This window comes from Streptomyces sp. LMG1-1-1.1 (assembly GCF_040815545.1).
Classification (GTDB): domain Bacteria; phylum Actinomycetota; class Actinomycetes; order Streptomycetales; family Streptomycetaceae; genus Streptomyces.
Map to the genome: position 1 here is coordinate 65,344 of NZ_JBFPNH010000076.1, position 24,268 is coordinate 89,611.

Here is a 24,268-nt window from a genome sequence, read left to right on the forward strand (position 1 = left end):
GCAGGGTCTTCAGGCGCAGTCGAGGAAAGCTGGACGCCGCCTGGAAGCACGACACCGCGGGCGCCCGCCGGATCGGCGGGCACCCGCGGTGTTCGGGGGTGGGATCAGGCGTCCCTGCGCCGCAGCAGGACGGCCGCGACGGCCAGCAGGACGGCGGTCCACAGCGCGAGCACGCCGAGGCCCTGCCACGGGCCGAGCAGGTCGTCCACCCGCGAGTGCTGCTGGGTGACCAGGAACCCCGCCTCGGTGGGGAGGTAGGCGTGGATGTGCTCGCCGACGGTGCCGGGCAGCAGCCTGGCCATCGGGGCGAGCACCAGGACGAAGGCGATGACACCGGTGATGCTCGCCGCCGTGTGCCGGATGATCGCGCCGACGGCGAGCGAGAACAGGCCGAGGAGCGACAGGTAGAACCCGCACCCGACGACCGCCCGCAGCACGCCCGGGTCGCCGAGCGCGACGGGAGCCTTGCCGTCGAGCATCGGAGCACCGATCAGGAACGAGCCGAACGCGGTCACTTCGCCCATCGCCAGGACGAGCAGTCCGAAGACGGCCGCCTTGGCCAGGAGCACCGGCACCCGCTTGGGCACCGCGAGCAGACTGGCACGGATCATGCCCGTGGAGTACTCGGACGCCATCACCATCGCGCCGAGCACGCAGACCGCGAGCTGGCCGATCAGGATGCCGCTGCCGAGGATGGTGCCGGTCGGGTCGAGCCGCATGGCGGCCTGCTGCGCCGGGTCGGTCTTGTCCCAGTTCGCCACGCCCATCTGGATGAAGAGCGCGGTGAAGATCAGGGTCACGACGACCAGGATCGCGAGCGACCAGACCGTGGAGCGGACGGAACGGATCTTCGTCCACTCCGACAGCATCAGCCGCCCGAAGGTCGGCTTGTGGCCGTCCGTGACGGGGACGGTCGCGGACGTGGTTGCGGTCGCGGTGGTCACTTCACACCTCCGGCGGTGGACACGCCGGCGTCGTACTCGACGGCGTCCTTGGTCAGTTCCATGAACGCTTCCTCGAGCGAGCCCCGCCGGGTCGAGAGCTCGTGCAGCACCAGGCCGCCGCCCGCGGCGAGTTCGGCGATGCGCGGGGCCTCAAGGCCGACGACGTCCAGGTCGCCCTCCTCGGTGTCGGTGACGGTGCCGCCGTGGCTCCTGAGGAGCGCGGCGAGCCGTTCCCGGTCCGGGGTCTTGATGAGGACGGACTGCTCGGTGCTGCGCTCGATGAACTCCTGGGTGGAGCAGTCGGCGACGAGCCGGCCGCGCCCGATGACGATGAGGTGGTCGGCGGTGACGGCCATCTCGTTCATCAGGTGGCTGGAGACGAAGACGGCACGGCCCTCGGCCGCGAGGGACTTCATCAGGTTCCGGATCCAGAGGATGCCCTCGGGGTCCAGGCCGTTGACCGGCTCGTCCAGGACGAGGGCGGCGGGGTCGCCGAGCAGCGCGGCGGCGATGCCGAGCCGCTGCCCCATGCCGAGCGAGAAGCCGCCGGCCCGCTTGCGGGCCACCGACGTCAGGCCGACCTGGTCGATGACCTCGTCGACCCGGCGCCTGCCGAAGCCCTGCGTCTGGGCGAGGCACAGCAGGTGGTCGTAGGCGCTGCGGCCGGTGTGGACGGCGCGGGCCTCCAGGAGCGCGCCGACCACCCGCATGGGCTGCGGAAGGTCGCTGTAGCGCACGCCGTTGACGGTGGCCTCGCCGCCGTCGGGCCGGTCGAGGCCGAGCAGGAGTCTCATGGTGGTGGACTTGCCCGCGCCGTTGGGGCCCAGGAAGCCGGTGACGCGACCGGGTTCGACCGTGAAGGACAGACCGTTCACGGCGGTCTTGTCGCCGTAGCGTTTCGTGAGGTTCTTGGCTTCGATCATGGGTTACCTCGGTTGAATGGGCTGCGAGAGATTAACCGGGGATGCAATACTCCCCGCCCACCTTGGTACCAGGGTTGCCAAATGTTCAGTAGTCCCCTACGGGGCCGCTCGTGAACGATGGCCTCCGTTTCGGGTCCGCGGCTATTTTTACGGTGCCGACCGCCCGTTTCGGCGGTTGTTCCATCTGCTCGATTTCCTCAGTTGAACGCGAACCCACGGAACCCACGGAAACCCATGAGGGTGGTCATGAATTCAGACGTGAACGGTCCGGCGGGCGCCGGGCGGCCGGTCATCGGGATCTGCGCGCGGACCGCGCCGGTCACGCTCCAGGGCAGCGACATGCTCGTCAGTCTCGCCCTCCAGGCGCACGTGGCGTTCCTGTCCGCGGCGGGCGCTACGCCCCTGCTGCTCCCCCTGCTGCCCGGCGTCGAGACCCTCGTCGACCGGCTCGACGGCCTGCTCGTCCCCGGCGGCCCCGACCTCGATCCGGCGCTCTACGGCGAGGCGGCGCACCCGGTCACCCGGCCCATGAGCCCGGACGCCGACCGCGTCGAACTCGCCTTGCTTGAAGCGGCACTTGATGCCAGGCTCCCGGTACTCGCCATCTGCCGCGGGATGCAGCTGCTCAACGTGCTGCACGGCGGCAGCCTCCACCAGCACCTGCCGGAGATCACGGGGCACGACGGCCACCAGCCGCGCACGCCCTCGTTCACCCTGGGCCGCCACCCGCTGAAGCTGGAACCCGGCAGCCGGATCGCCGCCGTCATCGACGAGGCCGAGCCGGAGACGGCCTGCCACCACCACCAGGCGGTGAGCAGGATCGGCGCCGGCCTCACCGTCACCGGACGGGCCCAGGACGACACCGTCGAGGCCGTCGAAGTCACCGGCCATCCTTTTGCGATCGGCGTGCAATGGGAGGCCGGGCACACTCCCGACACCCGACTCCACGAAGCACTCGTACAAGCCGCTGCGAGCCGGAAAAGCAACTGATCCGTCGAAATTCGGAATACTTGAGAAAAGGCTGCCCGGTGGGCAAGCTGTTACCGATCCCGATCCGAAGGAGAATTACAGATGTCGCCGCGGATGCCTAACCCGTCGCTGGTCGTTCCCGATGTTCTGCCGCCCATGCGTGCACTGGTCAAGGCCGTCAACAGCGTCGGTGTGCCGTTGAAGACGCTGGTGCTCATCCACCTGCGGGTGAGCCAGATCAACGGCCGTCCGGTCCAGATCCCGAAGAAGCAGGCCGAGTTCGAGGCCGCCGGGGAGGAGGACCACCGTCTGCCGGTGGTGGAGACCTGGCGCGAGCAGGACTGCTTCACCGACGCCGAGCGTTCCTGCCTCGCCCTCGCCGAGGCCGCCACCCGTATCAACGACCGGGAGGACCCGGTGTCGGACGAGGTCTGGGAGGAGGCCGCCAAGCACTGGAACGAGGTCGAACTCGGTGCGATCGTCCTCCACATCGGCCTGGTCAACCTGTGGAACCGCGTCAACGTCGCCACCAAGCAGGAGCCGGTCGACTGGCGCATCAACCCCAAGAAGTGGACCCCGATGACGTCCCGGCTCGCCCAGGCGCAGGCCCAGCCCGCCTCGACCTCTTCCAGCTGACTCGACTCGTCTCCAGGCATTCGCAATCAGGCCCTGTCCGGTGGGAAATCCACCGAACAGGGCCTGATGCTTTGTGCGGGGTCAGCGGGAGGAGAGCGAGCGGCCGCCGGCGCCCGTGGTGAGCACGGCCAGCAGGGTGCGCGCCTGCACGTTCACGTAACGGCTGTGTCCGGCGAGCCAGTTCAGCTGGCCGGGGGTGACCCAGTGGTATCCGGGGGGAGCCTCGGCCGGGGTGGTGTCCTCGTCGGTGTCCACGATCAGGTACCGGCTCTCGGCGTTGAGGAACCGGCCGCCCTCCTCGGAGTGGACCGTCGAATAGCGCACGCGGTCGGCCGGCGCGGAGAGGATCGCGTCCAGGAACGGCGGCCGGTGCTCCGCCGGCAGGTGGGCGTAGTTCTCCGGGACGTACTGCACGGTCGGCGCGAGTTCCGCCGTGTCGAGGAAGCCGCCCTCGACGCGGGCGTGCACCAGGACGTGCGGGACGCCGTCGAACACGCGCCGGGCGAAGGCGACGATGCCCTGGCCCACCGGCTCGATGATCGGCTGGGTCCAGCCGGCGACCTCGCGGCCGGCGCCCTCGACGGACACCGCCACCACCTGGAAGAACCGGTCGTCGTCGCGGCGGACGGAGTACTCGTCGCGCCGCCAGCCGGATATCTCGCGCAGCGGCATCCGGCGCACGTCGATGTCCTGGCGTGCCCGCTCGCCGGTGAACCAGGCGAGCAGGTCGGCGTCGGAGGTCAGCGCGCCGATCTCGGCGGGGGCCATCGGGGCGCTCGCCAGGACCGTGCGCGCGTCCATGTTCACCACGTTGTCGACGCGGAGCATGGCCGTGATCTGGCCGAGGGTGAGCCAGCGGAAGTCCTCGTCGGCGGGGACGTCGCCCTCCACCTCGACGATCATGTTGCGGTTGCGCTTCCGGTAGAACCAGGCGCCGTGCTCGGACTGCAGGACGTCCGTGAGCACCCGCTCCCGGTCCGGGGCGAGGAAGTGCTCCAGGTACTTCACCTCCGCCCCGCCGTGGGCCTTGGTGTAGTTGCTGCGGGTGGCCTGCACGGTGGGGGAGAGCTGCACCAGGTTCGGGTTGCCCGGCTCCATCTTCGCCTGCATGAGGAAGTGGAGGACGCCGTCGAACTCCTTGGCGAGGATGCCGAGGATGCCGATCTCCGGCTGGACGATGATCGGCTGCTGCCACGCGCCCTCGGGTCGGACGGCGTGCAGTCCCTCGACGGTGAAGAACTTGCCGCTGCTGTGCCGCAGGTCGCCCGTGTCCGGAGCGAAGGACCAGTGGTCGAGCTCGACGAAGGGGATGCGGCGGATCGCCGTCCCGCAGGTCAGCCGGTGGAAGTCCAGCCAGCCCGGCACGTCGGACGTGGCGATGTGGACGCCCTCGGGCGTGGCGGCGGACAGGGCGAGGCGCTCGGTGATGCCGGCCCGGTGGCGCGGCACCAGTCGTGTCTGCACGGTCACGGCCGACCACCGCTCTCCTTGACCGGCTTCCACCACTGCGGGTTGTTCCGGTACCAGTCGACGGTCGCCGCCAGGCCTTCGTCGAAGGAGGTGAGCGGCCGGTGGCCGAGCTCCTCCTCGATCTTGGTCTGGTCGAGGGCGTAGCGCCGGTCGTGCGCCTTGCGGTCGGCGACGTGGTCGATGAGGTCCGTGGACAGGCCGAGGAGTTCGACGAGCCGGTGGGCCAGCGTCAGGTTGGGCACGGACGAGCCGGAGCCGATGTTGTACGCCTCGCCGGCCCGGCCCGCGGTGAGGACCCGCTGGATGGCGCGGCAGTGGTCGTCCACGTGCAGCCACTCGCGGATCTGCTGTCCGTCGCCGTAGACGGGGATGCGCCGGCCTTCGAGGAGGTTGGTGACGGCGAGCGGGATGAACTTCTCGGGGTGCTGGTACGGCCCGTAGTTGTTGGAGCAGCGGGTGACCGAGAGGTTCAGCCGGTGCGTACGGAAGTAGGCCAGGGCGACGAGGTCGGAGGCGGCCTTCGACGCGGCGTAGGGGGAGTTGGGCAGGAGGGGGGACTCCTCGGTCCAGTGCCCCTCGTCGATGGAGCCGTAGACCTCGTCCGTGGAGACGTGCACGACCCGCTCGACGCCGGCGGCCAGGCTCGCCTCCAGGACGGCCTGCGTGCCCTCGACGTTGGTGCGGACGAACGCGGCGCCGCTCCGGATGGAGCGGTCGACGTGGCTCTCGGCGGCGAAGTGCACGACCGCGTCCTGGCCTTCGAGCACCGAGCGGAGCAGCTCCCGGTCGAGGATGTCGCCGTGCACGAAGGTGAGCCGGGGGTGTGCGGCGGGGAGGTTGTCGCGGTTGCCCGCGTACGTCAGCAGGTCGAGGACCGTGACGTGCGCGTCCTCGTAGCCCGGGTACCCCCCGTCGAGCATGGTCCGCACATAATGCGAGCCGATGAATCCGGCTCCGCCGGTGACGAGGATTCTCATGAGATCACATCGCAGTCGGAATTCCACGGTCCAGGCATGTGTCTTAACCCTTTTCGATGAGGGGGACGGATGGCATGCAATTCACGCTAAAGAAATGCCTGATGGGGGGCATCTTTCAGATTGCGGGTTCAACCGCTGAAAAACCGCAGGGGGCCGGCGGCGGGACCTCTCCCGTCGCCAACCCCCTTGATTCCGGGTGGCGTTACTGCTTGCCGACGTACGCCGACAGGTGCTCGCCGGTGCGGGTCGAGCGGTTCTCCACGAGTTCGGCGGGCGTGCCCTCGAAGACGACCCGGCCGCCCTCCTGGCCGGCGTCGGGGCCGACGTCGACGATCCAGTCGGCGTGCGCCATCACGGCCTGGTGGTGCTCGATGACGATGACCGACTTTCCGGAGTCGACGAGCCGGTCGAGCAGCCCGAGCAGGTTCTCGACGTCGGCGAGGTGGAGGCCGGTGGTCGGCTCGTCGAGGACGTAGACCCCGCCCTTCTCCGCCATGTGCGTGGCCAGCTTGAGCCGCTGGCGCTCGCCGCCCGACAGGGTGGTGAGGGGCCGGCCGATGTCGAGGTAGCCGAGGCCGACGTCGGAGAGGCGCTCCAGGATGCGCAGGGCGGCGGGGACGCGGGCCTCGCCGGCGCCGAAGAAGTCCTTGGCCTCGTCGACCGGCATCGCGAGCACCTCGCTGATGTCGCGGCCGCCGAGCCGGTACTCGAGGACCGACGCCTCGAACCGCTTGCCCTCGCAGTCCTCGCAGGTGGTGGCGGCGCCCGCCATCATCGCCAGGTCGGTGTAGATGACGCCGGCGCCGTTGCAGGTGGGGCAGGCGCCCTCGGAGTTGGCGCTGAACAGGGCCGGCTTCACGCCGTTGGCCTTGGCGAAGGCGTTCCGGATCGGGTCGAGCAGCCCGGTGTACGTCGCCGGATTGCTGCGGCGCGAACCCTTGATCGGCGCCTGGTCGACGGAGACCACGCCCTCGCGGCGGGCCACCGAGCCGTGGATCAGCGAGCTCTTGCCGGAGCCGGCGACGCCGGTGATCACGCAGAGCACGCCGAGCGGGATGTCGACGTCGACGTCCTGGAGGTTGTGCGTCGTGGCGCCGCGGATCTCCAGGTGCCCGTTCGCCTTGCGCACCGTGTCCTTGACGGCGGCGCGGTCGTCGATGTGGCGGCCGGTGACCGTACCGCTGGCGCGCAGCCCGTCGAGGGTGCCCTCGAACATCACCTGGCCGCCGCCGGAGCCGGCCCGCGGGCCGATGTCGACGATGTGGTCGGCGATGGCGATCGTCTCCGGCTTGTGCTCGACGACGAGGACCGTGTTGCCCTTGTCGCGCAGCTCCAGGAGCAGGTCGTTCATCCGGCTGATGTCGTACGGGTGCAGGCCGGTGGTGGGCTCGTCGAAGACGTAGGTGGTGTCGGTGAGCGAGGAGCCGAGGTGGCGGATCATCTTGATCCGCTGGCCCTCACCGCCCGACAGGGTGCCGGCGGGGCGGTCAAGGGAGAGGTAGCCGAGGCCGATCCGTACGATCGAGTCCAGGGTGTGCAGCAGCTTGGCGAGCAGCGGCGCGACCGACGGCTCGTCGAGGCCGCGGATCCACGCGGCCAGGTCCCTGATCTCCATCGCGCAGGCGTCGGCGATGCCGACGCCGCCGATCTTCGACGACCTGGCCTCCTCGCTCAGCCGCGTACCGCCGCACTCGGGACACGAGGTGAAGGTGACGGCGCGCTCCACGAACGCCCGGATGTGCGGCTGGAGCGAGTCCTTGTCCTTGGAGAGCATGGACTTCCGGATCTTCGGGATCAGGCCCTCGTAGGTGAGGTTGACGCCGTCGACCTTGACCTTGCGCGACTCGCCGTGGAGGAACTCCTCCATTTCCTTGGCGGTGAAGTCGCGGATCGGCTTCTTCGGGTCGAGGACGCCCGAGTCGGTGTAGACGCGGGTGGTCCAGAAGCTGTCCTGCTTCCAGCCGGGGATGGTGAACGCGCCGTCGCCGAGCGCCTTCGACTCGTCGTACAGCTGGGTGAGGTCGATGTCGTTCGCGGTGCCGCGGCCCTCGCAGCGGGCGCACATGCCGCCGTGGTAGACGGCCTTGCGCACGACGACCTTCTCGCCCTTGCCCTTGTCGATGCTCATGGCACCGCTGGCGACCCGCTTGGGGACGTTGAAGGCGAAGGCGCTGGGCGGGCCGATGTACGGCGTGCCGAGGCGGCTGAAGAGGATGCGGAGCATCGCGTTGGTGTCGGTGGCGGTGCCGACGGTGGAGCGCGGGTCGGCGCCGAGCCGCTGCTGGTCGACGACGATCGCGGTGGTCAGGCCTTCGAGGACGTCGACCTCGGGCCGTGCGATGGTCGGCATGAAGCCCTGGACGAAGGTGCTGTACGTCTCGTTGATCATCCGCTGGGACTCGGCGGCGATCGTGCCGAACACGAGGGAGCTCTTGCCCGAGCCGGACACCCCGGTGAACACGGTCAGTCTGCGCTTGGGGAGCTCGACGCTGACGTCCTTGAGGTTGTTCACCCGTGCCCCGTGCACGCGGATCAGGCCGTGACGGTCGGCGACGTGCGGCTCGGTGGAACTCGCGTCCGTGCCGGTGTCCTTGCTCATGGTCTCTCCATCTCTCCGGATGGGACCGCCCTTGCCCGGCCCCATCCGGCGAGCTTAGGCGGACACGCTCGAATCCCCCTCGAATCCCGCTCGAATTCTCCTCGCGGGGGGCTTGAGGCGAATTCGAGCGGGAATCCAGGGGGATGCGAGCCGTAGGGGGGAGGGCCGGGTGCGAGGGGGGCGCTCCGGGCGGGAGGGGCGGAGGCGGCCGGGGTCAGCGCTCCTGGAGGAGGCCGAGGACGTTGCCGTCGACGTCGGTGACGGTGGCCACGAGACGGCCGCCGCCGACCTCGGCGGCGGGGTTCTGCACGACGGCGCCGGCCGCGATCACCTCGGCCAACTTCGCCTCGATGTCCGGCACATGCCAGTAGGCGACGGGGGACGCCATGCCCTGTGTGCCCGCCCCCGGGACCAGGCCGATGTGCTGCCCCGCGACGTCGAAGCCGACGTAGAAGTCCTCGTCGGTCTGCGGTTCGACGCCGAGCAGCGCGGTGTACACGGTCTTGGCCGTCGCCAGGTCCTTGACGGGGTGGAGCACCGTCTTGATTCCCTGGGTGCCGGGGTGGGGCATGATCACTCCTAGGTCGGGATCGTGTTTCCGCATGCTAGGGAAAACCCCTTCCCGGATGCTTCTCCGTTCTTGCTCACTCAAGTGGGATTCCAGCCATCTTTGACCGGAATTACAGAGGGCCTTGTCAGGCTGCGAGCGCGTTGCATCCAGAAGGGGAATCACGTGAAGAAGCTCGCATTGGTCACAACGGTGATCGTGACCGGCCTGGTGGGTCCGGCCGTCACCCCGGTGGCGGCGGTGGAGGCGGTCACGCCGGCCGCAAGCGTGGCCTGGTCGCCGTGTCCGGAAAACGATCCGACCCTCGGAGCCATGCTCAAGGGCCTCGAGTGCGGCACGGTCCAGGTGCCGCTCGACTACAGCCAGCCCGAGGGCCGGAAGATCAGTCTGGCACTGACCCGGGCCAAGCACACCGTCGCCGACGCACAGTACAAGGGCGTCGTGATCCTGCACCGCGGCCAGTGGCCCGGTCCGATCGCGCGCGACCTGCCCACCCGGTACGCCAAGGGCACCACCGGCCTCGCGGCGGACGTCGGCGCGGCCTACGACTTCATCGGCTTCGACCCGCGCGGCGTCGGCGCCAGCGAGCCGGCGATCGTCTGCGACCCGACCTACATCAACCCGGGCCACGCGCTTCCCGAGCCCGTGCCCTCCTCGCCCGCCACCGAGCAGGCCCTGGTGGACCGGGCCCGCGCGTACGCCCAGAGCTGCGGACAGCAGTACGGCGACGTGCTCGACCACCTCACCACCAAGGACTCCGCGCGCGACCTGGAGCAGATGCGCATCGCGCTCGGCCAGGAGAAGATCACCTACTTCGGCACCGACTGGGGCACCTACCTCGGCTCGGTCTACGCCAGCATGTACCCGAACCGGGTGCAGCGGATGATCCTCGACAGCGTGGTCAGCCCGAGCGGCGTCGGCTTCCTCAACCAGCTCGGCAAGAACTTCACGACCGAGCAGAACGCCGGGATCTTCTTCACCTGGGTCGCCAAGTACGACTCCGTCTACCACCTGGGCACGACCGCCGCCCAGGTCGAGGCGAAGTACTACCAGGCCCAGGACAGCCTCAGGACCGCGCCCGTCGACGGCAAGATAGGCCCGGCGGAGTGGGCCGACGTCTTCGAGCCGGTCGTCTACCGCCACTGGATCTGGCTGAACCGCGCGAAGATCCTCTCGGACTTCGTCGTGAACAACGACCCGACCTCGCTGAAGGCCAACTTCTCCGACCCGGGCTTCCCGCACCAGAACCGCCACACCATGACCAACGCGGTCAACTGCACCGACGGCCCGTGGCCGAAGGACTGGAACACCTACAGCGCGGCCTACCACTCCCAGTACGCCGTCGGCACCACGTTCCTGACCTGGAACAACGCCTGGTACACCGCGCCGTGCGCCTTCTGGCCGGCCGCCTCCCAGACCCCGGTACAGGTCGGCAACTCCTCGGTGGACGTCCTCATCGTGCAGCCCGAGTTCGACACCTCGCACGGCGTGCTCGGCGCCTACGACACGCACCTGCGCTTCCCCAACTCCCGCTTCGTCATGGAGAAGGGCGGCCACAGCGTCGGCGCGGCCCTGTCGGCGAACGGCAACACCTGCCTCAACGCCTACCTCAGCGACTACCTGAGGGACGGCACCCGGCCCGCCTCCAAGTGGGGTGTCGACGCCACCTGCGCGGCGGCGCCCGACCCGGTGCCGGCCGGCGCCTGAGCGGACACGGACGCGCCCCGCATGAGCGAGACATGCGGGACGCGGACGGGCCCCGCATGAGCGAGACATGCGGGGCCCGTGGCCTCCGTGACGAAAGGAAGCGGCGCTCTCCGGGAAGGCTTCGCCCGGAGGGCGCCGCTCCGGCTCAGCGCGCGGCGGTGGTCGCGCCGGCCCGGTGGGCGTCCACCAACTGCGCCAGGGTGCGCGCGAGTTCGTTGGGCGCGGGCATCGTGAGGACTTCCAGGCGCAGCCGCCGGGCGTTGGCCCGGAGCGTCTCGTCCTCGATGAGCCGGACGATCGCGGCGCGGACACCGGGACCGTCCACCTCGGCGGGCTTCATGGCGAGCCCCGCCCCCGACCGCTCCAGGCACTGGAGCTTCAGCGGCACGTCGAACGCCCGGCTGACCAGCAGCTGGGGGACGCCGTAGCGCAGTGCGCAGCCGAACGACCAGGTCCCGCCGTGGTGCACCATGGCCGTGCAGGTCGGCAGGACGTCGGCGAGCGGCACGGACTCCACCAGCCGGGTGTTGTCCGGCACCCGGCGCAGCTTGTCCTGGGACTCCCGCGGCAGGGTGAGGACCAGCTCCATCTCCAGGTCGCCGACGGAGTCGAGGATCTCCTGGATCTTCTCGACGGGCAGCAGCTGCCGCACCGGCCCGTCGTTCACCGCGTCGCCGAACGTCATCAGGACCCGCGGGGCCCGCGGCGGCTCGGCCAGCCAACGGGGCACCACCGTGGGGCCGTTGTAGGGCACGAACTGCATGGGGAGCGTCGTCGGACGGGAGTCGGGGCGGAACGCCCCGGGCAGCGGGTCGATCGTGAACTGGCCGTTCACCAGGTCCTCGGAGAACTCGACGCCGTACTTCTCCGCCCAGCCGGACAGCCAGTCGCGCAGGCCGTCGGCGCGGTCCTCCGGGGGCTGCTGCCGCTGGGCGTGCAGGAAGTCCTCGCGCATGCGGCTGTAGACGTCCACCGAGTACAGCACCCGGGCGTGCGCCGCGCCGACCGCGGCGGCGGCCACCGCGCCCGCGAACGCCTTCGCACCCCAGAGCACCAGGTCGGGCTTCCATTCGAGGGCGAAGCCGACCACGTCGTCCATCATCGTGTCGTTGGACCGCCGGGCCTGCGGCAGCACCAGGTTCTCGAAGACCCCGGTGGCCTGCTCCCAGCTCAGCCGGTCGCGGTCGGGGCGCACGTCGAAGAGCGGGTCGAGACCGCCGCCCTGCCCAGGTCCGCCCCGCCCCGGTCCGCCCGGCGCCGCCCCGCCGGCCGCCGGCGCCGCGGCCTTCTTCCGCTGGTCGCGCTGGTCGCGCTGCCTGCGCACCTCGGCGGTCTCGCCCGGGCCGACGCTGATGCCGGTGAGCCCGGCGCCGGTGACGTCGTCGAGGAGGTCGGGCCAGCCGGCCACCCGTACCTCGTGGCCCGCGGTCTGCAGCGACCAGGCCAGCGGGATCAGGTTGAACAGGTGTGTCTTAAAGGGAAACGGCACGATGAGTACACGCATGACGGACCGCCTTCGCGTCGGGGCCGGGGGAGTCTGGGGGTACTCGCCCTCGCCGGTCCCGATCATCATGCTCACGCTTCCGGCACGGTTCTTCTCCAGATTTGCCGGGTGCCACCGGTTGCGGCGGTGACGAGGAACGTGACGGCGGCGACCACCAGGGCCGCCGGCACCGGGCCGGCCAGATCGCAGAGGGCGCCCATGACCAGGATCGACACCGCCACGCCGGAGGGCAGCAGGGTCGCCCGGAGCGTCACCACGGACGACAGCTCCTCGGCGGAGGCCGCGGCGAGCAGCCGGTTGTTGAAGTGCACGAAGGCAACCTCGAAGAGCACCAGGAACACCGCGTACAGCACCAGCGTCGGTGCCGTGCGGCCGACCAGGACCGCGGCGAGCAACGGCGCCATGGGCAGCACCGCCCAGACGGCCGACGGGACCCGGTCGAGGTACTGCTGCGCGGGCAGCGCGGCGAGCGAACCCGCGAAGATCGCGAGCGCCGACATCGCGACGAACACCCCCACCAGGCGCGTCCCGCCGTCCAGGAGGTGGAGCGGGATCACGGTGACGGCGACCGTGTGGAAGCCCTGCCAGAACGCCACGAGCAGGAACCGGGCGAACAGCCGGCGTACCACCGGGTCCTCGACCCGCAGCCGGGTGCCGGCCGCGGCCTTCGCCCCGTCCTTCTCCCCGGAGGCGGCGACCCCGGCCGCCGGCAGCGCCCAGGCGAGCAGCGCGGAGAGTGCGAGGGTCGCCGCGTTCACGGCGATCAGGCCCCGCAGCGAGAGGACCGACCCGGCCGGTCCGGCCAGCGCGGCGCCGACGCTCAGGCCGGTCAGCTTGCCGATCTCGGCGACGGTGTTGGCCCGGTCGAGCCGGTCGGCCGGGACCGCGCCGCGCAGCACGACGGCGGTGGCCGAGCGGGTGACCGCCTCGAAGAAACCGCGGGCCAGGACGAGTCCGGTGGCGACGGCGAGCAGCGCGGGGCCCGGGGCCGCGAGCGCGGCGGCGGTGAGCAGCAGGCTCGCGGGCTCGGCCAGCCGGATCAGGCGCTCCGGGGCGCGCCGGGCGAGCAGCCGGTTCAGCGGGGCGGCGAGCAGCAGCGCGGGCAGCCACGGGGCGCTCAGGACGGCGCCGGCGAGCAGTCCCGAACCGGTGGTGGAACCGACGCGGGTGGACAGGCTCACGAGAAGCAGAAAACTCCCGCACGTGTTGACGAACAGCAACGCGGGAGTGAAATGAGGCGACCGGAAAGTCGCGGGAAATAACGTCATGAAGTATCCCTCCAGGGCTGGAGGATGGCAGAGCTGAACGGATTTCGGCCAAGGGGAAGTCTGTCTATCTTGAACACATGACAGCAGCCATACAGGGCGGCCCGTGCATCGTGATGGTCGATGCCTATGCCGCGGTCCGTTCGCTCGTTCTGGAATTCCGGGAGCAGGGGTGCTCCGTCGTCCGTGTGCAGAGCACGCGCGACGTGCCGTACGTCTACCGGTCGGCCCCGCACGTCCCCGACGACTTCGTCCTGGACATCGTCCACGACGGCGACCTGGCGGCCACCGCCGACGTGGTCGCGGCGTTCGCGCCGATCGCGGTGATCTCCGGCGGTGAGATCGGGGTGGAGCTCGCGGACCTGCTCGCGGAACGGCTCGGCCTGCCCGGCAACGGCACCGCCCTCAGCGCCGCGCGCCGCGACAAGCACCTGATGATCGAGACCCTGCGGACCGCCGGGCTCCGCGCGGCCCGGCAGCTGCGGGCCACCGACGCGGACGAACTCGCCGCCTGGCACCGCGAGCTCGGCGGACGGGTCGTGGTGAAGCCGCCGCGCAGCGCCGGCAGCCAGGGCGTCTCCTTCTGCGACACGCCCGAGGAGTCCGTCGCCGCCTACCGGTCCCTCGCCGACGCCGACGACGTCTTCTCCCAGCCCAACCGGGGAGCCGTGGCCCAGGAGTACCTGGCGGGCACCGAGTACATGGTCAACACCGTGAGCCGGGACGGCCGCCACCACGTGTGCGACGTCTGGCGGACCGGCCGGGTCAGCGCGAACGGCGTCGTCGACCTCTGCGACGCCCTGTCCCTCGTCGACTCCGCCGACCGGGTCGTGGAGCCGCTCACGGAGTACGGCTTCCAGGTCCTCGACGCCCTCGGCATCCGGCACGGTCCCGCGCACCTGGAGATCAGGATGACCCCGGACGGTCCCTGTCTGGTCGAGGTCGGCGCCCGGATCGCGGGCGGCGGCATCCCGGCCGCCGCCGGCCTCGGCATCGGCGCGTCTCAGCTGGACTGGACCGTCGACGCCTATCTGCGGCCCGAGCGGTTCCACGCGCGCGCGGGGACCCCGTACGAGGTGCAGCGGTACTGCGCGATCGCCGGCATGGTCTCGCCGGTGGAGGGGGTGCTCCGGGAGTACCGCGGCATCGAGGAGATCGAGCGCCTGGAGGGCTTCCACGCCCTGACGGTCCTGGTGAAGCCGGGCCAGGAGATCCGCAGGACGGTCGACGACCTCACGTACCCGGTGGTCGTGACGCTGCTGCACGACCTCGACGAGGTCGTGCAGCGCGACCTGAACACCATCCGGCACCTCGACGGCGTCGGGTTCTACGCCCTCGACGGCTCCTGACCGCCGTTCGACCGGGCCCCGACCGGCCGCCGACCGCGCCACCGTTCGTCCGCTGCCGATCCGCGGTCGAACATCAGGCGCGGGCGGCGGCCGGTGTGCTGCGCGACCAGGCGGGCCGCGGCACCCGGTAGACGAAGCTGACGGCCGTACGGGGCTCCGCCGCCGTCGTGTTGGGCGCCGACCGGTGCACCACCATGCCGTCGAACAGGACGGCCGAGCCGGGCGCGAGGGGCACGGCCACCGGCTCGGTCGCGGGCAGGTCCGCGTCCGCGACGTGCGGCTCGACGGCCGCCGTGAGCGGCGCCTCGCCCGGCAGCCGCTCGCGGTCCCCGGTGTGCGGGAGCAGCCCGAGCAGGTGCGAGCCGGGCAGGAACTCCAGGCAGCCGTTGCGCGGGGTGGCGGGTTCGAGCGCGACCCAGACCGTCACGATGCCGTGCGCGTCCGCGCCGAAGCCGGGCGGCGCGAACGCCAGGTCCTGGTGCCAGGGCTTCGCCGAGCCCACCACGGGCGGCTTGGCCCACAGGAAGGCGTTGACCAGGGTGCCCGGGTGCCCGCCGGCGGCCCGGGCGACCGGCCCGTCGGCCAGCCCCAGGGACCGCTGCACGGCGTCGAACTCCGGGACGTGCTCGTGGATGCGCTCCGCCGAGCGGAGCACCCCGGTGAGCGCCCCCGTCCCCTGCTGCCAGGCCGCCCAGCCGCCGATGCCGGGCGCTTCGAGGACGAAGTCCCCACTGGAGACCGTGCGTTCGCGGGCGAGCTCCTCCAGCCGGACGACCGCCCGCCGAAGCCGGTCGAGCGCGTCGCCGGCGGCGAGCGCGGGGAGCTCGGTGAATCCGTTCTCCCGCAGGTCACGGGTTTCGGTGTCGACCATTCTTCGTGTCCTCTCTCCTGGTGTCGGAAGGCCGCGAACCTACCCCTGATATATCGCAGAATGCTCTCTTTCGGCGTTCGCGGCCTTTTCCGTTGTAGCGCCTTCGAGGCCCTGCCTAAGCTTCTCGGCATGAGGTCGACCGACCGCATGAATCGGAATACCGGAGGGAGTTCACAATGAGCGACGGTACCTTCATGGAGACCCGTGACGCGCAGCAGGAGACCAGCAAGTGGTAATCCGCTGACCAGCGAATTGCGCCGCCCGTACGGATTCGCATTCCGTACGGGCGGCTCGTCGTCCACCGTCCCGAGAGAGAGGTTGAGATGGTAGGTAATCGCGTTTCCCACGTCATCGACATTCCCGCCGACATGCTGGTGATCGACGACTCCACCGACGACCGCTACTGGGCGTCGGTGGAACGGGTCGTCGAGCTGGCGCGCGCGAAGGGCAGGGCCGCCGACGGGGTGCCGCTCCTCGCCACCCTCGCCATCACGCACCCCGAGTGGCCGGTGCGCGCCGGCGCCGTACGGCTGCTCGCCGAGCACCACGCGGGCGATCCCGCGGCCGACTCGGCCGTCGCCGCCTCGACGCACGACACCGTCGACTGGGTCGCCTTCACGGCCCTGAAGGTCATCACGGAGTACCGCATCGCGGCAGCCGTCCCCGACCTCATCCGCATCTCCGGCTGGCCCAGCAACTTCACCAAGCCGGGCTGGGCGCGCAAGCCCGTCGGCTGCGGCGCGGCGCTCACCAAGCGCGCCCTGATCAGCGTGTTCGGCACCCGCGACCCCGCGGAGCTCCGCCGCCTGGAGGACGAGTACTTCTCCGACATGCGGGCCCGGATCGAGGCCGCGCGCAAGCGGCCCCGGCGCAACGCCGACGTCGTGCTGGTCCCCGGCGGCCCGGCGATCATGGGCGCCGTCGAGGAGACCGACGCCTTCCGCATGCTGACCGACGACCTGACGCTGAGCGCCGTCGACGTGCCCGCGTTCCTCGTCGACCGGACGACGGTGACCAACGCCCGCTACCGGGAGTTCCTCGAAGAGGTCGGCGACTCCGGCGAGTTCGACCACCCCGACCAGCCGGAGGAGCGGTCGCACCGCCCCGCGCACTGGCACGACCCGCGCTTCAACGCGCCCGGCCAGCCCGTCGTCGGCATCGACTGGTACGACGGCTACGCCTTCGCGAAGTGGGCCGGCGGCGCGCTGCCCAGCGAGAACCAGTGGGAGAAGGCCGCGCGCGGCACGGACGGCCGCCGCTTCCCGTGGGGCGACGAGTGGGACCCGGCCCGGGTGAACTACGTCGAGCGGTCCTTCGGCGAGAACGTCGCCGACCTCGACTCCCTGGAGGCGATCCTCGTCACCGTCGAGCAGGGCGAGAGCCCGGCCCACCCGGTGCTGGCCGCCGACGCGCTCCCGGCGGGCGCGAGCCCGTACGGCGTGCTCCAGACCTCGGGCAACGTCTGGGAGCTCACCCGGACCAACTTCTACACCGGCGAGGACATGGACCCCTTCTTCAAGGGCCGCCACCCGCTGGACTTCATGAACCGCAAGGACGCCTTCCACGTCCTGCGCGGCGGCACCTGGACGTCGCCGCCGGCCTGCCTCACCACGTTCTACCGGGGCAAGGACCTCATCACCGACCGGCACATGGAGGTCGGCTTCCGCTGCGTGTACGAGGCGGCAGGCTGATGCGCCTCACCTCGCTCGGCCACGCCGCGGTCCTCGTCGAGACGGGGACGGAGCGGATCCTCTTCGACCCGTGGCTCACCCAGCGCCTCGACCGCTTCTGGGAGCACCACCCGCCGCTGCCCGACGGCCTGGTACGCCAGGTGCTCGACGAGGGCGTCGACTACGTGGTCCTCAGCCACCACCACTACGACCACCACCACTTCCCGTCGCTGCTCCGGCTCGTCGACGGCGCCGACGTGGACTTCGACGACAGCCCGCGCCAGAGCTCCGGCGTCACCTGCGTCTATCCGGCCGGCCCGGTGCCGCCGCAGCTGACCGCCTCCGGGCTCGGGCACCAGGCCATCGCCTGGACGCTCCGCCGCTTCGGCTTCGAGCGCCTGCACCCGGTGACGCCGGGCGACACCGTCACCCTGGGCGGGGCGACCCTCAGGACGTTCCCGTCGGCCGTGTCGTTCCCCGAGATGAGCGTGCTCGTGGAGACCGCCGACGCGGCCGTCATGCTCTGCGGGGACGCCCTCCTGCACGAGGCGACCGTCGCGGCCTTCCAGCGCGACGACGCGCCGCGCCTCGACGCCGTGTTCGTGCCCGCGCACAGCGTCTCGCCGCCCGGCGTGCTCACCGAACGGCGCCCGCTGACGGACCCGGACGCGGTCCGCGCCCGCGCCGTCGCCAACTTCGACCGGTACGTCGGCACGCTGCCCGCGACCGTCACCGTGCCCTCCTCGTTCGGCTGGCGGGTCAGCGGCGACGGCGAGCGCGACTACTCCTGGTGCAACCGGACGATGTTCCCCTTCACCCCGACCGAGGCCCTCGCGCGCCTCGACGAGCTGGGCCGCGACGGCCTGCTGTGGGGCCCGGGCCAGGTCATCGAGGTGGCGGACGGCAAGGCCGTCCTGACCGACGGGCCCGTCGGCCCCGACGCGTACGACTTCGACGAGGTCTACGCCGAGGTGCGGCTCGAACCCGGCACGCCGGTCCCGCCGTTCGACGCCTCGCTCGACCGGTACGGCAGCCAGACCCGCCCCGCCGAGGAGCTGCTCCGCGAGGTCCTCGACCGGCTCGTGGCGACCGACTACTGGTACCGGGCGCTCGACGACGGCGCCGGCCGGCACGTCGTCTCGCTGTACGAGGACGGGAACGAGGTCGCGGCCGGGGACGGGCGTGGTGCCGGGGCCGGCGGCGAGACCGCCTTCCTGCTCGACCCGGTGGCCGGCCGCGTGACCCGGCTCGGCCCGGGACCGGCCCGGAGCCACGTCGCCGGCGGCGAGGGCTGGACCGAGATCGCGGCGAGCACCCTGGAGGCCATGCTCGGCGCCGACCTGCTGTTCGGCAGCTCCTTCGGCCTGTGGGCCAGCGACGGGGTCCTGCTGTCCGCGGTCTTCCACCACCCGTCGTTCTACACCCGGCACGTGGACCGGGCACTGCGGGAAGGGGCCGGCTCATGAGCGGCCCCGGCGTCCCCGGCCCGGCCACCGTCCTGGTCGACCACGAGAGCGCGTGCCTGCGCGGAAACCCGCTGGGAGACCCGTACCGGCGCCGGATCGAGGTGCACCTGCCACCCGGGTACGACGGCGTCCGCCGCTTCCCGGTCGTGTACTGGCTGCCCGGCTTCGGCGCCCACCCGAGCCTCACCGGACGGGCGCTCGCCTTCGGCGCGTCCGTCGCCGACCGGCTGCGGCAGGCGATGGAGGACGGCCGGGTGCCGCCCGCGCTGCTCGTCGTGCCGGACTGCACCACCGCCTACGGCGGCTCGCAGTACCTCGACTCCGCCGCCTCGGGGGAGTACGCCGGCTACCTCGCCGAGGTCGTCGCCGAGGTCGACCGGCGCTTCGCGACCCGGCCCGAACCGGCCTGGCGCGCCGTCGGCGGGAAGTCCAGCGGCGGCTACGGGGCCCTCGTCGCGGGCATGACGTCCGACCTGTTCGGGTCGGTCGTCGCCTGCTCGCCCGACGCCGGCTTCGAGCACTGCTACCTGCCGCTGCTGCCCGGCACCCTCGACGCCCTACGGGCGGCCGGCGGCCTCGACGGGCTGCTCGCCCGCCGGTCCGGCGGCCCGCACGACGTGCCCTTCATGGTCGCGATGAGCATCGTCGCGATGGGCATGTGCTACGCCGAGAAGCCCGGGACGATCCCCTCGGACGCGCTGCCGTGCGACCCCGGGACCGGCCTGTTCCGCGACGACGTGTGGCAGCGCTGGCTCACCCTGGACCCGGTGCGCATGCTGCCCCGGTACGCCGACCGGCTCGCCGGGCTCGGCCTGCTCCACCTCGACGTCGGACAGCGCGACGAGTACGGCATGCACTGGGGCGTCCGCGCCCTGCACGCCGCCCTGGACGCGCACCGCGTCCCGCACGTCTACCGCGAGCACGAGGGCGGGCACCACGGCATCGAGCACGTCTTCACCGAGGCCCTGGCCGGCCTCTGGCGCGTGTGGCGGGAGCCGGAAGCCCCCGCGGAGCGCGCCAGGACGCCGGAAGGCCGGACACGTCAGCCGGGCGGGGTGGGTGGCATATGTGCGGTATAGCGGGTTTCATCAGCTTCGACGGCCGCCGGGACGCCGCCTGGCTCGACGCACTGGGCCGGACCATGACCGACGCCATGGCGCACCGCGGCGAGGGCGCCTGCGCCCCGTACATCTCGGCGTGCGGCACCGTCATGCTGTGCGCGACCCGGCTCGCCGTCCGCGACCGCAGCCACGCCGGCGACCAGCCGATGGCCGACCCCACCGGACGCGTCGTGCTCGTCCACAACGGCGAGGTCTACGGCTCCCGCTCGCCCGCCCCGCCGCTGTGGCCGCGCCGCACCAGCTGCGACACCGAGTTCGCCCTCCAGCAGGTCTGCCGCGAGGACGACCCCGGGGACGCGCTGCGGCCCCTCGACGGCATGTTCGCGCTCGCCTGGCACGACACCACGACCGGCCGGGTCGTGCTGGCCCGCGACCACTTCGGCGTCAAGCCGCTGTTCTACGCCCTCACCCACGGCGGCCTGCTGTTCGCCTCCGAGCAGCAGGTCCTGCTCCGCACCGGCCTGATCACCCCCGAGGTCGACGCCGAGGAGTACCTGCTGCGCTCGTGGATCCGGATGGACGCCGCCGACGACCACACCTGGCTGCGCGGCGTCCGGTCCCTCCAGCCCGCCGAGTACCTGGTGGCCGACGGCGGACGCACCCGCACCCACCGCTACTGGCGGCCCGCGTCCGTGGACGGCCTGGTGGAACCCGAGGAGATCAGGGCCGCGTTCGACCGGGCCGTCCGGCAGCGGTCCGTGTCCGACGTCCCCCGGGCGGCGGTCCTCAGCGGCGGCGTCGACAGCACGGCCATCGCCGCCGGCCTGACCGCCGCAGGAGTGCCCCTCGACGGATACGTGCTCCGCTACCAGGACGGCATCGGCGGCTCAGGCGACGACGTCGCCTACGCCACCGAGGTCGCCGCACACCTCGGGGTGAAGCTGACCGTCTGCGACCTCGACCGGCACGCCGCCGCCGACCTGGTGCCCGTCCTGCCCACCCGGCTCATGCGGCCACTCCTGCACGGCGCCGAACTCGCCATGCACCACCTCTACGGCACCATCGCCGGCGACCGGAAGGTGGTCGTCTACTCGGGCCACGGCGCCGACGAGCTCTGGGGATACCAGGACGGCCGCTACTTCCCCGTCGTCGACCCGCTCGCCCCCACGTACATCCACGGCCGGCACTACCTCACCCACCGGCTGCACGCCGACGAACGCCCGGTCTGGGCACGGCTCGTGAGCTGGATGGCGCACGAGCTCGACGTCGACATGAGCGTCGTCACCGACCAGGTGTGGGCCCGCACCATGGACGAGTACCGGGCGCTCAAGACGGCGTCGCCGCTCAAGCGCGGCCGGCACCACCTGATGCGGCGCTTCCTCGTCTACGTCAACGACATGGTCGACGCCACCTCGTCGACCTTCACCCTGGAGGACCGGCCCGTCTTCCAGGACGTCACCCTCACCGAGCTGGCGTTCCGCTGCCCCGAGCACCTCAAGGACAGCAACAAGCCCGGCACCCACAAGGGCCTGCTCAAGTCGGCGCTCGCCGACCTGATGCCCGAGTCCGTACGGCACCGCCGCAAGCAGGGCTTCCCCACCCCCACCGACCCCCGCTACGTCCGGCGGCTGACCGAACTCGCCGACGGACTCGGCACCCCCTTCGGGCTGCCGCCGCTGCCCGACGCCCTCCGCGCCGAACTGGGCGTCGGCGAATGGATGTTTCTCGCGTCCTCCGCCGCCTGGCTCGACCACCTCGCGGAGATCAGAACCGAACCGAGGAGTGATGGTGAACCGTCCCGTACCCCAGTGGCGCTGGCAGATCCTGGAGCGCGCCGCCGACCTTGACCCGGTGCCGCCGGTGCTCACGGAGGCGGACGCCCAGGACGGGTGCAACTTCGTGGTGTGGCAGCCGTCCGCCCTGCCCGCGGGCTGCGACACCAGCACCGGCACCCTCCGCCGCGAGGCTCCCCCCGGACGCGTCGAGGCCGAGGGCCGCACCCCCTGGAGCGACGCCAACCCGGCCGGCTACCGCACCGAGATCTCCGGCGGCGGCCGGCGACTGCGCCTCAAGCAGTTCCACTACGACTGGGCCTTCCCCGCCGCCGACCACCCCTGCCTGTGGGGCAGCGAGACCCGGCCGTACGAGATCGGCGGGGGCCGCGTCGCCTGGCTCGGCACCGACTACCTCGGCCACCCCGCCGGCAGCGCCCGGATGGCCCGTACCACCGTCGAACTCTCCGTACTCGAAGGCGAGTTCACCGACGAGGAACTCGTCGCCCTGTTCGCCGCGCTGCGCCCGGCCGTGCCGGAGGCCGCCGAACGGATCCTCGCCACCCCCTTCGCCGAACTGAGCTACTGGGCCAGGCACCGGCCCGACATGGTGTCCGTGCCCACCGGCGTCTTCTCCTTCCACCGGCGCGACAAGCGGCACGAGGGCGACTGGATCCCCACCGCCGACGTCACCGCCTTCCTCACCGCACAGGGCGTGCCGGTGACCGCCGGCGGATTCCGCGCCGAGAGCGCCGCCACCTTCGGGGACGGCGCCGCCGTCCGGGAACTGGAGGTCGTCTACGCCTCGCCGGCCGGCGCCGAACTGCGCCTCACCGCCCAGCGCACCGGCGGCGGCCGCCTGGAGTTCCCGCCCACCCGCGAGAAGCACCCCGCCGCCGACGAACTCCACGACCTCGGCGGCCGCCCCCTCCACCTCGGCTACGTCGACGCCGAGTACGGCGCCTGCGACGCCTGGTGGCAGCACCCCGACGGCTACGACCTCCGCCTCCTCGGCAGCGCCGGCACCGGCCTCGGCCGCGAGACGTTCCTCGGCCTGGTCGCCGCCGTCGACGCGGACCTCCGCCTCGCCGGGAACGCCGAGGTGCTCGGATGACCGGGGCCGGGCGGGCCGTCCTCGACCCCGCGACCGGGCGCCTCCTCGCCCGCCTGAAGGACACCGACGGGCCCGGCGTCGACGACGCCGTCGCCTGCGCCGACGCCGCCTTCCGCGGGGAATGGGCCGACACCACGCCCGGCCACCGCGGCGACCTGCTCCGGGCCCTCGGGAACCTGCTGCGCGACGAGCGCGAGGTGTTCGCCGCCCTGGAGCGGAGCAACGCGGGCAAGCCGACGGCACGGGCGCTCGGGGAAGTGGACTTCGCCGCCCGCGTGCTCGACTGGTTCGCCGCGGCCGCCCGCCACCCGGTGGGGGAGACCCACCCGTCCGGCCCCGGCATGCGCACGTACACCGACCGCGTGCCGGTCGGCGTCTGCGCGGCCATCGCGCCGAACAACTACCCGCTGCTCCTCGCCGTGTGGAAGATCGCCGCGGCCCTCGCGTACGGCAACACCGTCGTCGTCAAGCCCGCGCCCGAGACACCGCTCTCGCTGCGGCGCCTCGTCGACCGCGCCGGCGACCTGCTCCCCGAGGGAGTGCTCACCGGGGTGTACGGCGGCGCCGACACCGGCCGACTGCTCTGCGCGCACCCGGCCGTCGGCATGGTGTCGTTCACCGGCTCGACGGCCGCCGGGCGGGACGTCGCACGCCGCTGCGCCGACGCCCTCAAGCCCGTCTCGCTCGAACTCGGCGGCAAGAGCCCCGTGGTGGTCTTCCGCGACGCCGACCTCGACGCGGCCGCCCGGGCCGTCGTCACCGGCTTCACCGGCAACACCGGCCAGATGTGCGTGGCCGGCAGCCGCCTCGTCGTCGACCGCGCCGTACACGGCCGGTTCGTGGCCCGCGTCGCCGAACTGGCCGCCGCCCTGCGGGTCGGCCCGCCCGGGGACCCCGCCACCGACCTCGGCCCCCTGATCAGCCGGGCCGCCGCCGACCGCGCGGCCGAGGTGGTCGAGCAGGCCGCGGCGAAGGGCGCGCGGGTCCTCCTGCCGCCCGGCGCCACCGGCGTCCGCCACGACCTCGACGGCGGGTTCCACGTCCACCCGGTCGTCCTGGACGACGTCCCCTCCGACAGCCGGGCCTGGCGCGAGGAGATCTTCGGCCCCGTGCTGTCCGTCGCCGCCTTCGACACCGACGCCGAGGCCCTCGCCCTCGCGCACGACACCGCGTACGGCCTGTCGGCCTCCGTGTGGACGTCGGACGCCGACCGGGTCGAGCGCTTCACCCGCGACCTGCGCGCCGGCATGGTGTGGGCCAACACCTGGGGCGACACCGAGGAGACCGTCAGCGTCTCCGGCATCGGGCAGTCCGGATACGGGCGCGAACTGGGCCTCCACGCGGTCGAGGGCTACACCCGCCCCCGCGCCGTCTGGGTCGCCCACCGGCCCGGAAGGTAGCGG

General features: G+C 71.9%; 19 protein-coding genes. 10 read left to right on the top strand and 9 right to left on the bottom strand.

All coding sequences use genetic code 11. The annotated features are described in order from the left end of the window. Nucleotides 1-104: 104 nt before the first annotated feature. Both MRBLMG1_RS33860 and MRBLMG1_RS33865 read right to left on the bottom strand, forming a co-directional pair. Nucleotides 105-944, bottom strand: coding sequence for an ABC transporter permease (locus tag MRBLMG1_RS33860; RefSeq protein ID WP_367827974.1), 840 nt, complete (start codon nucleotides 942-944; stop codon nucleotides 105-107). Continuing rightward, nucleotides 941-1,867: an ABC transporter ATP-binding protein gene (locus MRBLMG1_RS33865; protein ID WP_367827975.1), complete on the bottom strand. Its 927-nt coding sequence runs from the start codon at nucleotides 1,865-1,867 to the stop codon at nucleotides 941-943. The genes MRBLMG1_RS33860 and MRBLMG1_RS33865 overlap by 4 nt, the downstream gene beginning before the upstream one ends. A 246-nt stretch (nucleotides 1,868-2,113) precedes the next feature. On the opposite strand from MRBLMG1_RS33865, the gene MRBLMG1_RS33870 reads away from it, so the two are divergent. Continuing rightward, entirely contained in the window at nucleotides 2,114-2,857 is a 744-nt protein-coding gene (locus tag MRBLMG1_RS33870) for a gamma-glutamyl-gamma-aminobutyrate hydrolase family protein (RefSeq protein ID WP_367827976.1), read from the top strand. A 135-nt stretch (nucleotides 2,858-2,992) separates the two neighbouring features. Then, nucleotides 2,993-3,472 carry a carboxymuconolactone decarboxylase family protein gene (locus MRBLMG1_RS33875; protein WP_414721701.1) on the top strand — a complete coding sequence of 160 codons (480 nt, stop codon included), beginning with the start codon at nucleotides 2,993-2,995 and terminating at the stop codon, nucleotides 3,470-3,472. An 81-nt stretch (nucleotides 3,473-3,553) separates the two neighbouring features. On the opposite strand, the gene MRBLMG1_RS33880 is transcribed toward MRBLMG1_RS33875, so the two are convergent. The 4 genes from MRBLMG1_RS33880 to MRBLMG1_RS33895 form a co-directional block, all read right to left on the bottom strand. Continuing rightward, nucleotides 3,554-4,942: an NDP-hexose 2,3-dehydratase family protein gene (locus MRBLMG1_RS33880; protein ID WP_367827977.1), complete on the bottom strand. Its 1,389-nt coding sequence runs from the start codon at nucleotides 4,940-4,942 to the stop codon at nucleotides 3,554-3,556. Further along, nucleotides 4,939-5,919: a dTDP-glucose 4,6-dehydratase gene (gene rfbB / locus MRBLMG1_RS33885; RefSeq protein WP_367827978.1), complete on the bottom strand. Its 981-nt coding sequence runs from the start codon at nucleotides 5,917-5,919 to the stop codon at nucleotides 4,939-4,941. The genes MRBLMG1_RS33880 and rfbB overlap by 4 nt, the downstream gene beginning before the upstream one ends. Before the next feature lie 202 nt (nucleotides 5,920-6,121). Further along, nucleotides 6,122-8,518, bottom strand: coding sequence for an ATP-binding cassette domain-containing protein (locus tag MRBLMG1_RS33890; RefSeq protein WP_367827979.1), 2,397 nt, complete (start codon nucleotides 8,516-8,518; stop codon nucleotides 6,122-6,124). A gap of 214 nt (nucleotides 8,519-8,732) precedes the next feature. Further along, nucleotides 8,733-9,089: a VOC family protein gene (locus MRBLMG1_RS33895; protein WP_367827980.1), complete on the bottom strand. Its 357-nt coding sequence runs from the start codon at nucleotides 9,087-9,089 to the stop codon at nucleotides 8,733-8,735. A 162-nt stretch (nucleotides 9,090-9,251) separates the two neighbouring features. Here MRBLMG1_RS33895 and MRBLMG1_RS33900 point away from each other — a divergent pair, with 162 nt between their 5' ends. Further along, nucleotides 9,252-10,793 (top strand): alpha/beta fold hydrolase, encoded by a 1,542-nt coding sequence (locus MRBLMG1_RS33900; protein ID WP_367827981.1) that lies wholly within the window; start codon nucleotides 9,252-9,254, stop codon nucleotides 10,791-10,793. Between the two features lie 145 nt (nucleotides 10,794-10,938). Here MRBLMG1_RS33900 and MRBLMG1_RS33905 read toward each other — a convergent pair whose 3' ends face one another. After that, nucleotides 10,939-12,297: a nucleotide disphospho-sugar-binding domain-containing protein gene (locus MRBLMG1_RS33905; RefSeq protein ID WP_367827982.1), complete on the bottom strand. Its 1,359-nt coding sequence runs from the start codon at nucleotides 12,295-12,297 to the stop codon at nucleotides 10,939-10,941. Between the two features lie 71 nt (nucleotides 12,298-12,368). After that, nucleotides 12,369-13,565, bottom strand: a complete 1,197-nt coding sequence (locus MRBLMG1_RS33910) for an MFS transporter (protein ID WP_367827983.1) — start codon at nucleotides 13,563-13,565, stop codon at nucleotides 12,369-12,371. A gap of 77 nt (nucleotides 13,566-13,642) precedes the next feature. Between MRBLMG1_RS33910 and MRBLMG1_RS33915 the strand changes: the two genes are divergently transcribed. Further along, nucleotides 13,643-14,911 (top strand): ATP-grasp domain-containing protein, encoded by a 1,269-nt coding sequence (locus tag MRBLMG1_RS33915; protein ID WP_367827984.1) that lies wholly within the window; start codon nucleotides 13,643-13,645, stop codon nucleotides 14,909-14,911. A 73-nt stretch (nucleotides 14,912-14,984) separates the two neighbouring features. Here MRBLMG1_RS33915 and MRBLMG1_RS33920 read toward each other — a convergent pair whose 3' ends face one another. Beyond that, nucleotides 14,985-15,782 carry a phytanoyl-CoA dioxygenase family protein gene (locus MRBLMG1_RS33920; protein WP_367827985.1) on the bottom strand — a complete coding sequence of 266 codons (798 nt, stop codon included), beginning with the start codon at nucleotides 15,780-15,782 and terminating at the stop codon, nucleotides 14,985-14,987. Nucleotides 15,783-16,150: 368 nt separating this feature from the next. Here MRBLMG1_RS33920 and MRBLMG1_RS33925 point away from each other — a divergent pair, with 368 nt between their 5' ends. From MRBLMG1_RS33925 to MRBLMG1_RS33950, 6 genes are read left to right on the top strand one after another with little or no spacing between them, the layout of a single operon-like run. Continuing rightward, the gene (locus MRBLMG1_RS33925) at nucleotides 16,151-17,473 is read left to right on the top strand and encodes an SUMF1/EgtB/PvdO family nonheme iron enzyme (protein WP_367827986.1); all 1,323 of its coding nucleotides are present in this window, start codon (nucleotides 16,151-16,153) and stop codon (nucleotides 17,471-17,473) included. Continuing rightward, nucleotides 17,473-18,918, top strand: a complete 1,446-nt coding sequence (locus MRBLMG1_RS33930; RefSeq protein ID WP_367827987.1) for an MBL fold metallo-hydrolase — start codon at nucleotides 17,473-17,475, stop codon at nucleotides 18,916-18,918. The genes MRBLMG1_RS33925 and MRBLMG1_RS33930 overlap by 1 nt, the downstream gene beginning before the upstream one ends. Then, nucleotides 18,915-19,997, top strand: coding sequence for an alpha/beta hydrolase-fold protein (locus MRBLMG1_RS33935; protein WP_367827988.1), 1,083 nt, complete (start codon nucleotides 18,915-18,917; stop codon nucleotides 19,995-19,997). The genes MRBLMG1_RS33930 and MRBLMG1_RS33935 overlap by 4 nt, the downstream gene beginning before the upstream one ends. Continuing rightward, nucleotides 19,985-21,826, top strand: coding sequence for an asparagine synthetase B family protein (locus MRBLMG1_RS33940; protein ID WP_367827989.1), 1,842 nt, complete (start codon nucleotides 19,985-19,987; stop codon nucleotides 21,824-21,826). Before MRBLMG1_RS33935 ends, MRBLMG1_RS33940 begins: the two co-directional genes overlap by 13 nt. Next, nucleotides 21,765-22,865, top strand: coding sequence for a hypothetical protein (locus tag MRBLMG1_RS33945; RefSeq protein WP_367827990.1), 1,101 nt, complete (start codon nucleotides 21,765-21,767; stop codon nucleotides 22,863-22,865). Before MRBLMG1_RS33940 ends, MRBLMG1_RS33945 begins: the two co-directional genes overlap by 62 nt. Then, on the top strand, nucleotides 22,862-24,265 hold the full coding sequence (locus tag MRBLMG1_RS33950) for an aldehyde dehydrogenase family protein (protein WP_367827991.1): 1,404 nt from the start codon (nucleotides 22,862-22,864) through the stop codon (nucleotides 24,263-24,265). Before MRBLMG1_RS33945 ends, MRBLMG1_RS33950 begins: the two co-directional genes overlap by 4 nt. The last annotated feature ends 3 nt before the right edge of the window (nucleotides 24,266-24,268 follow it).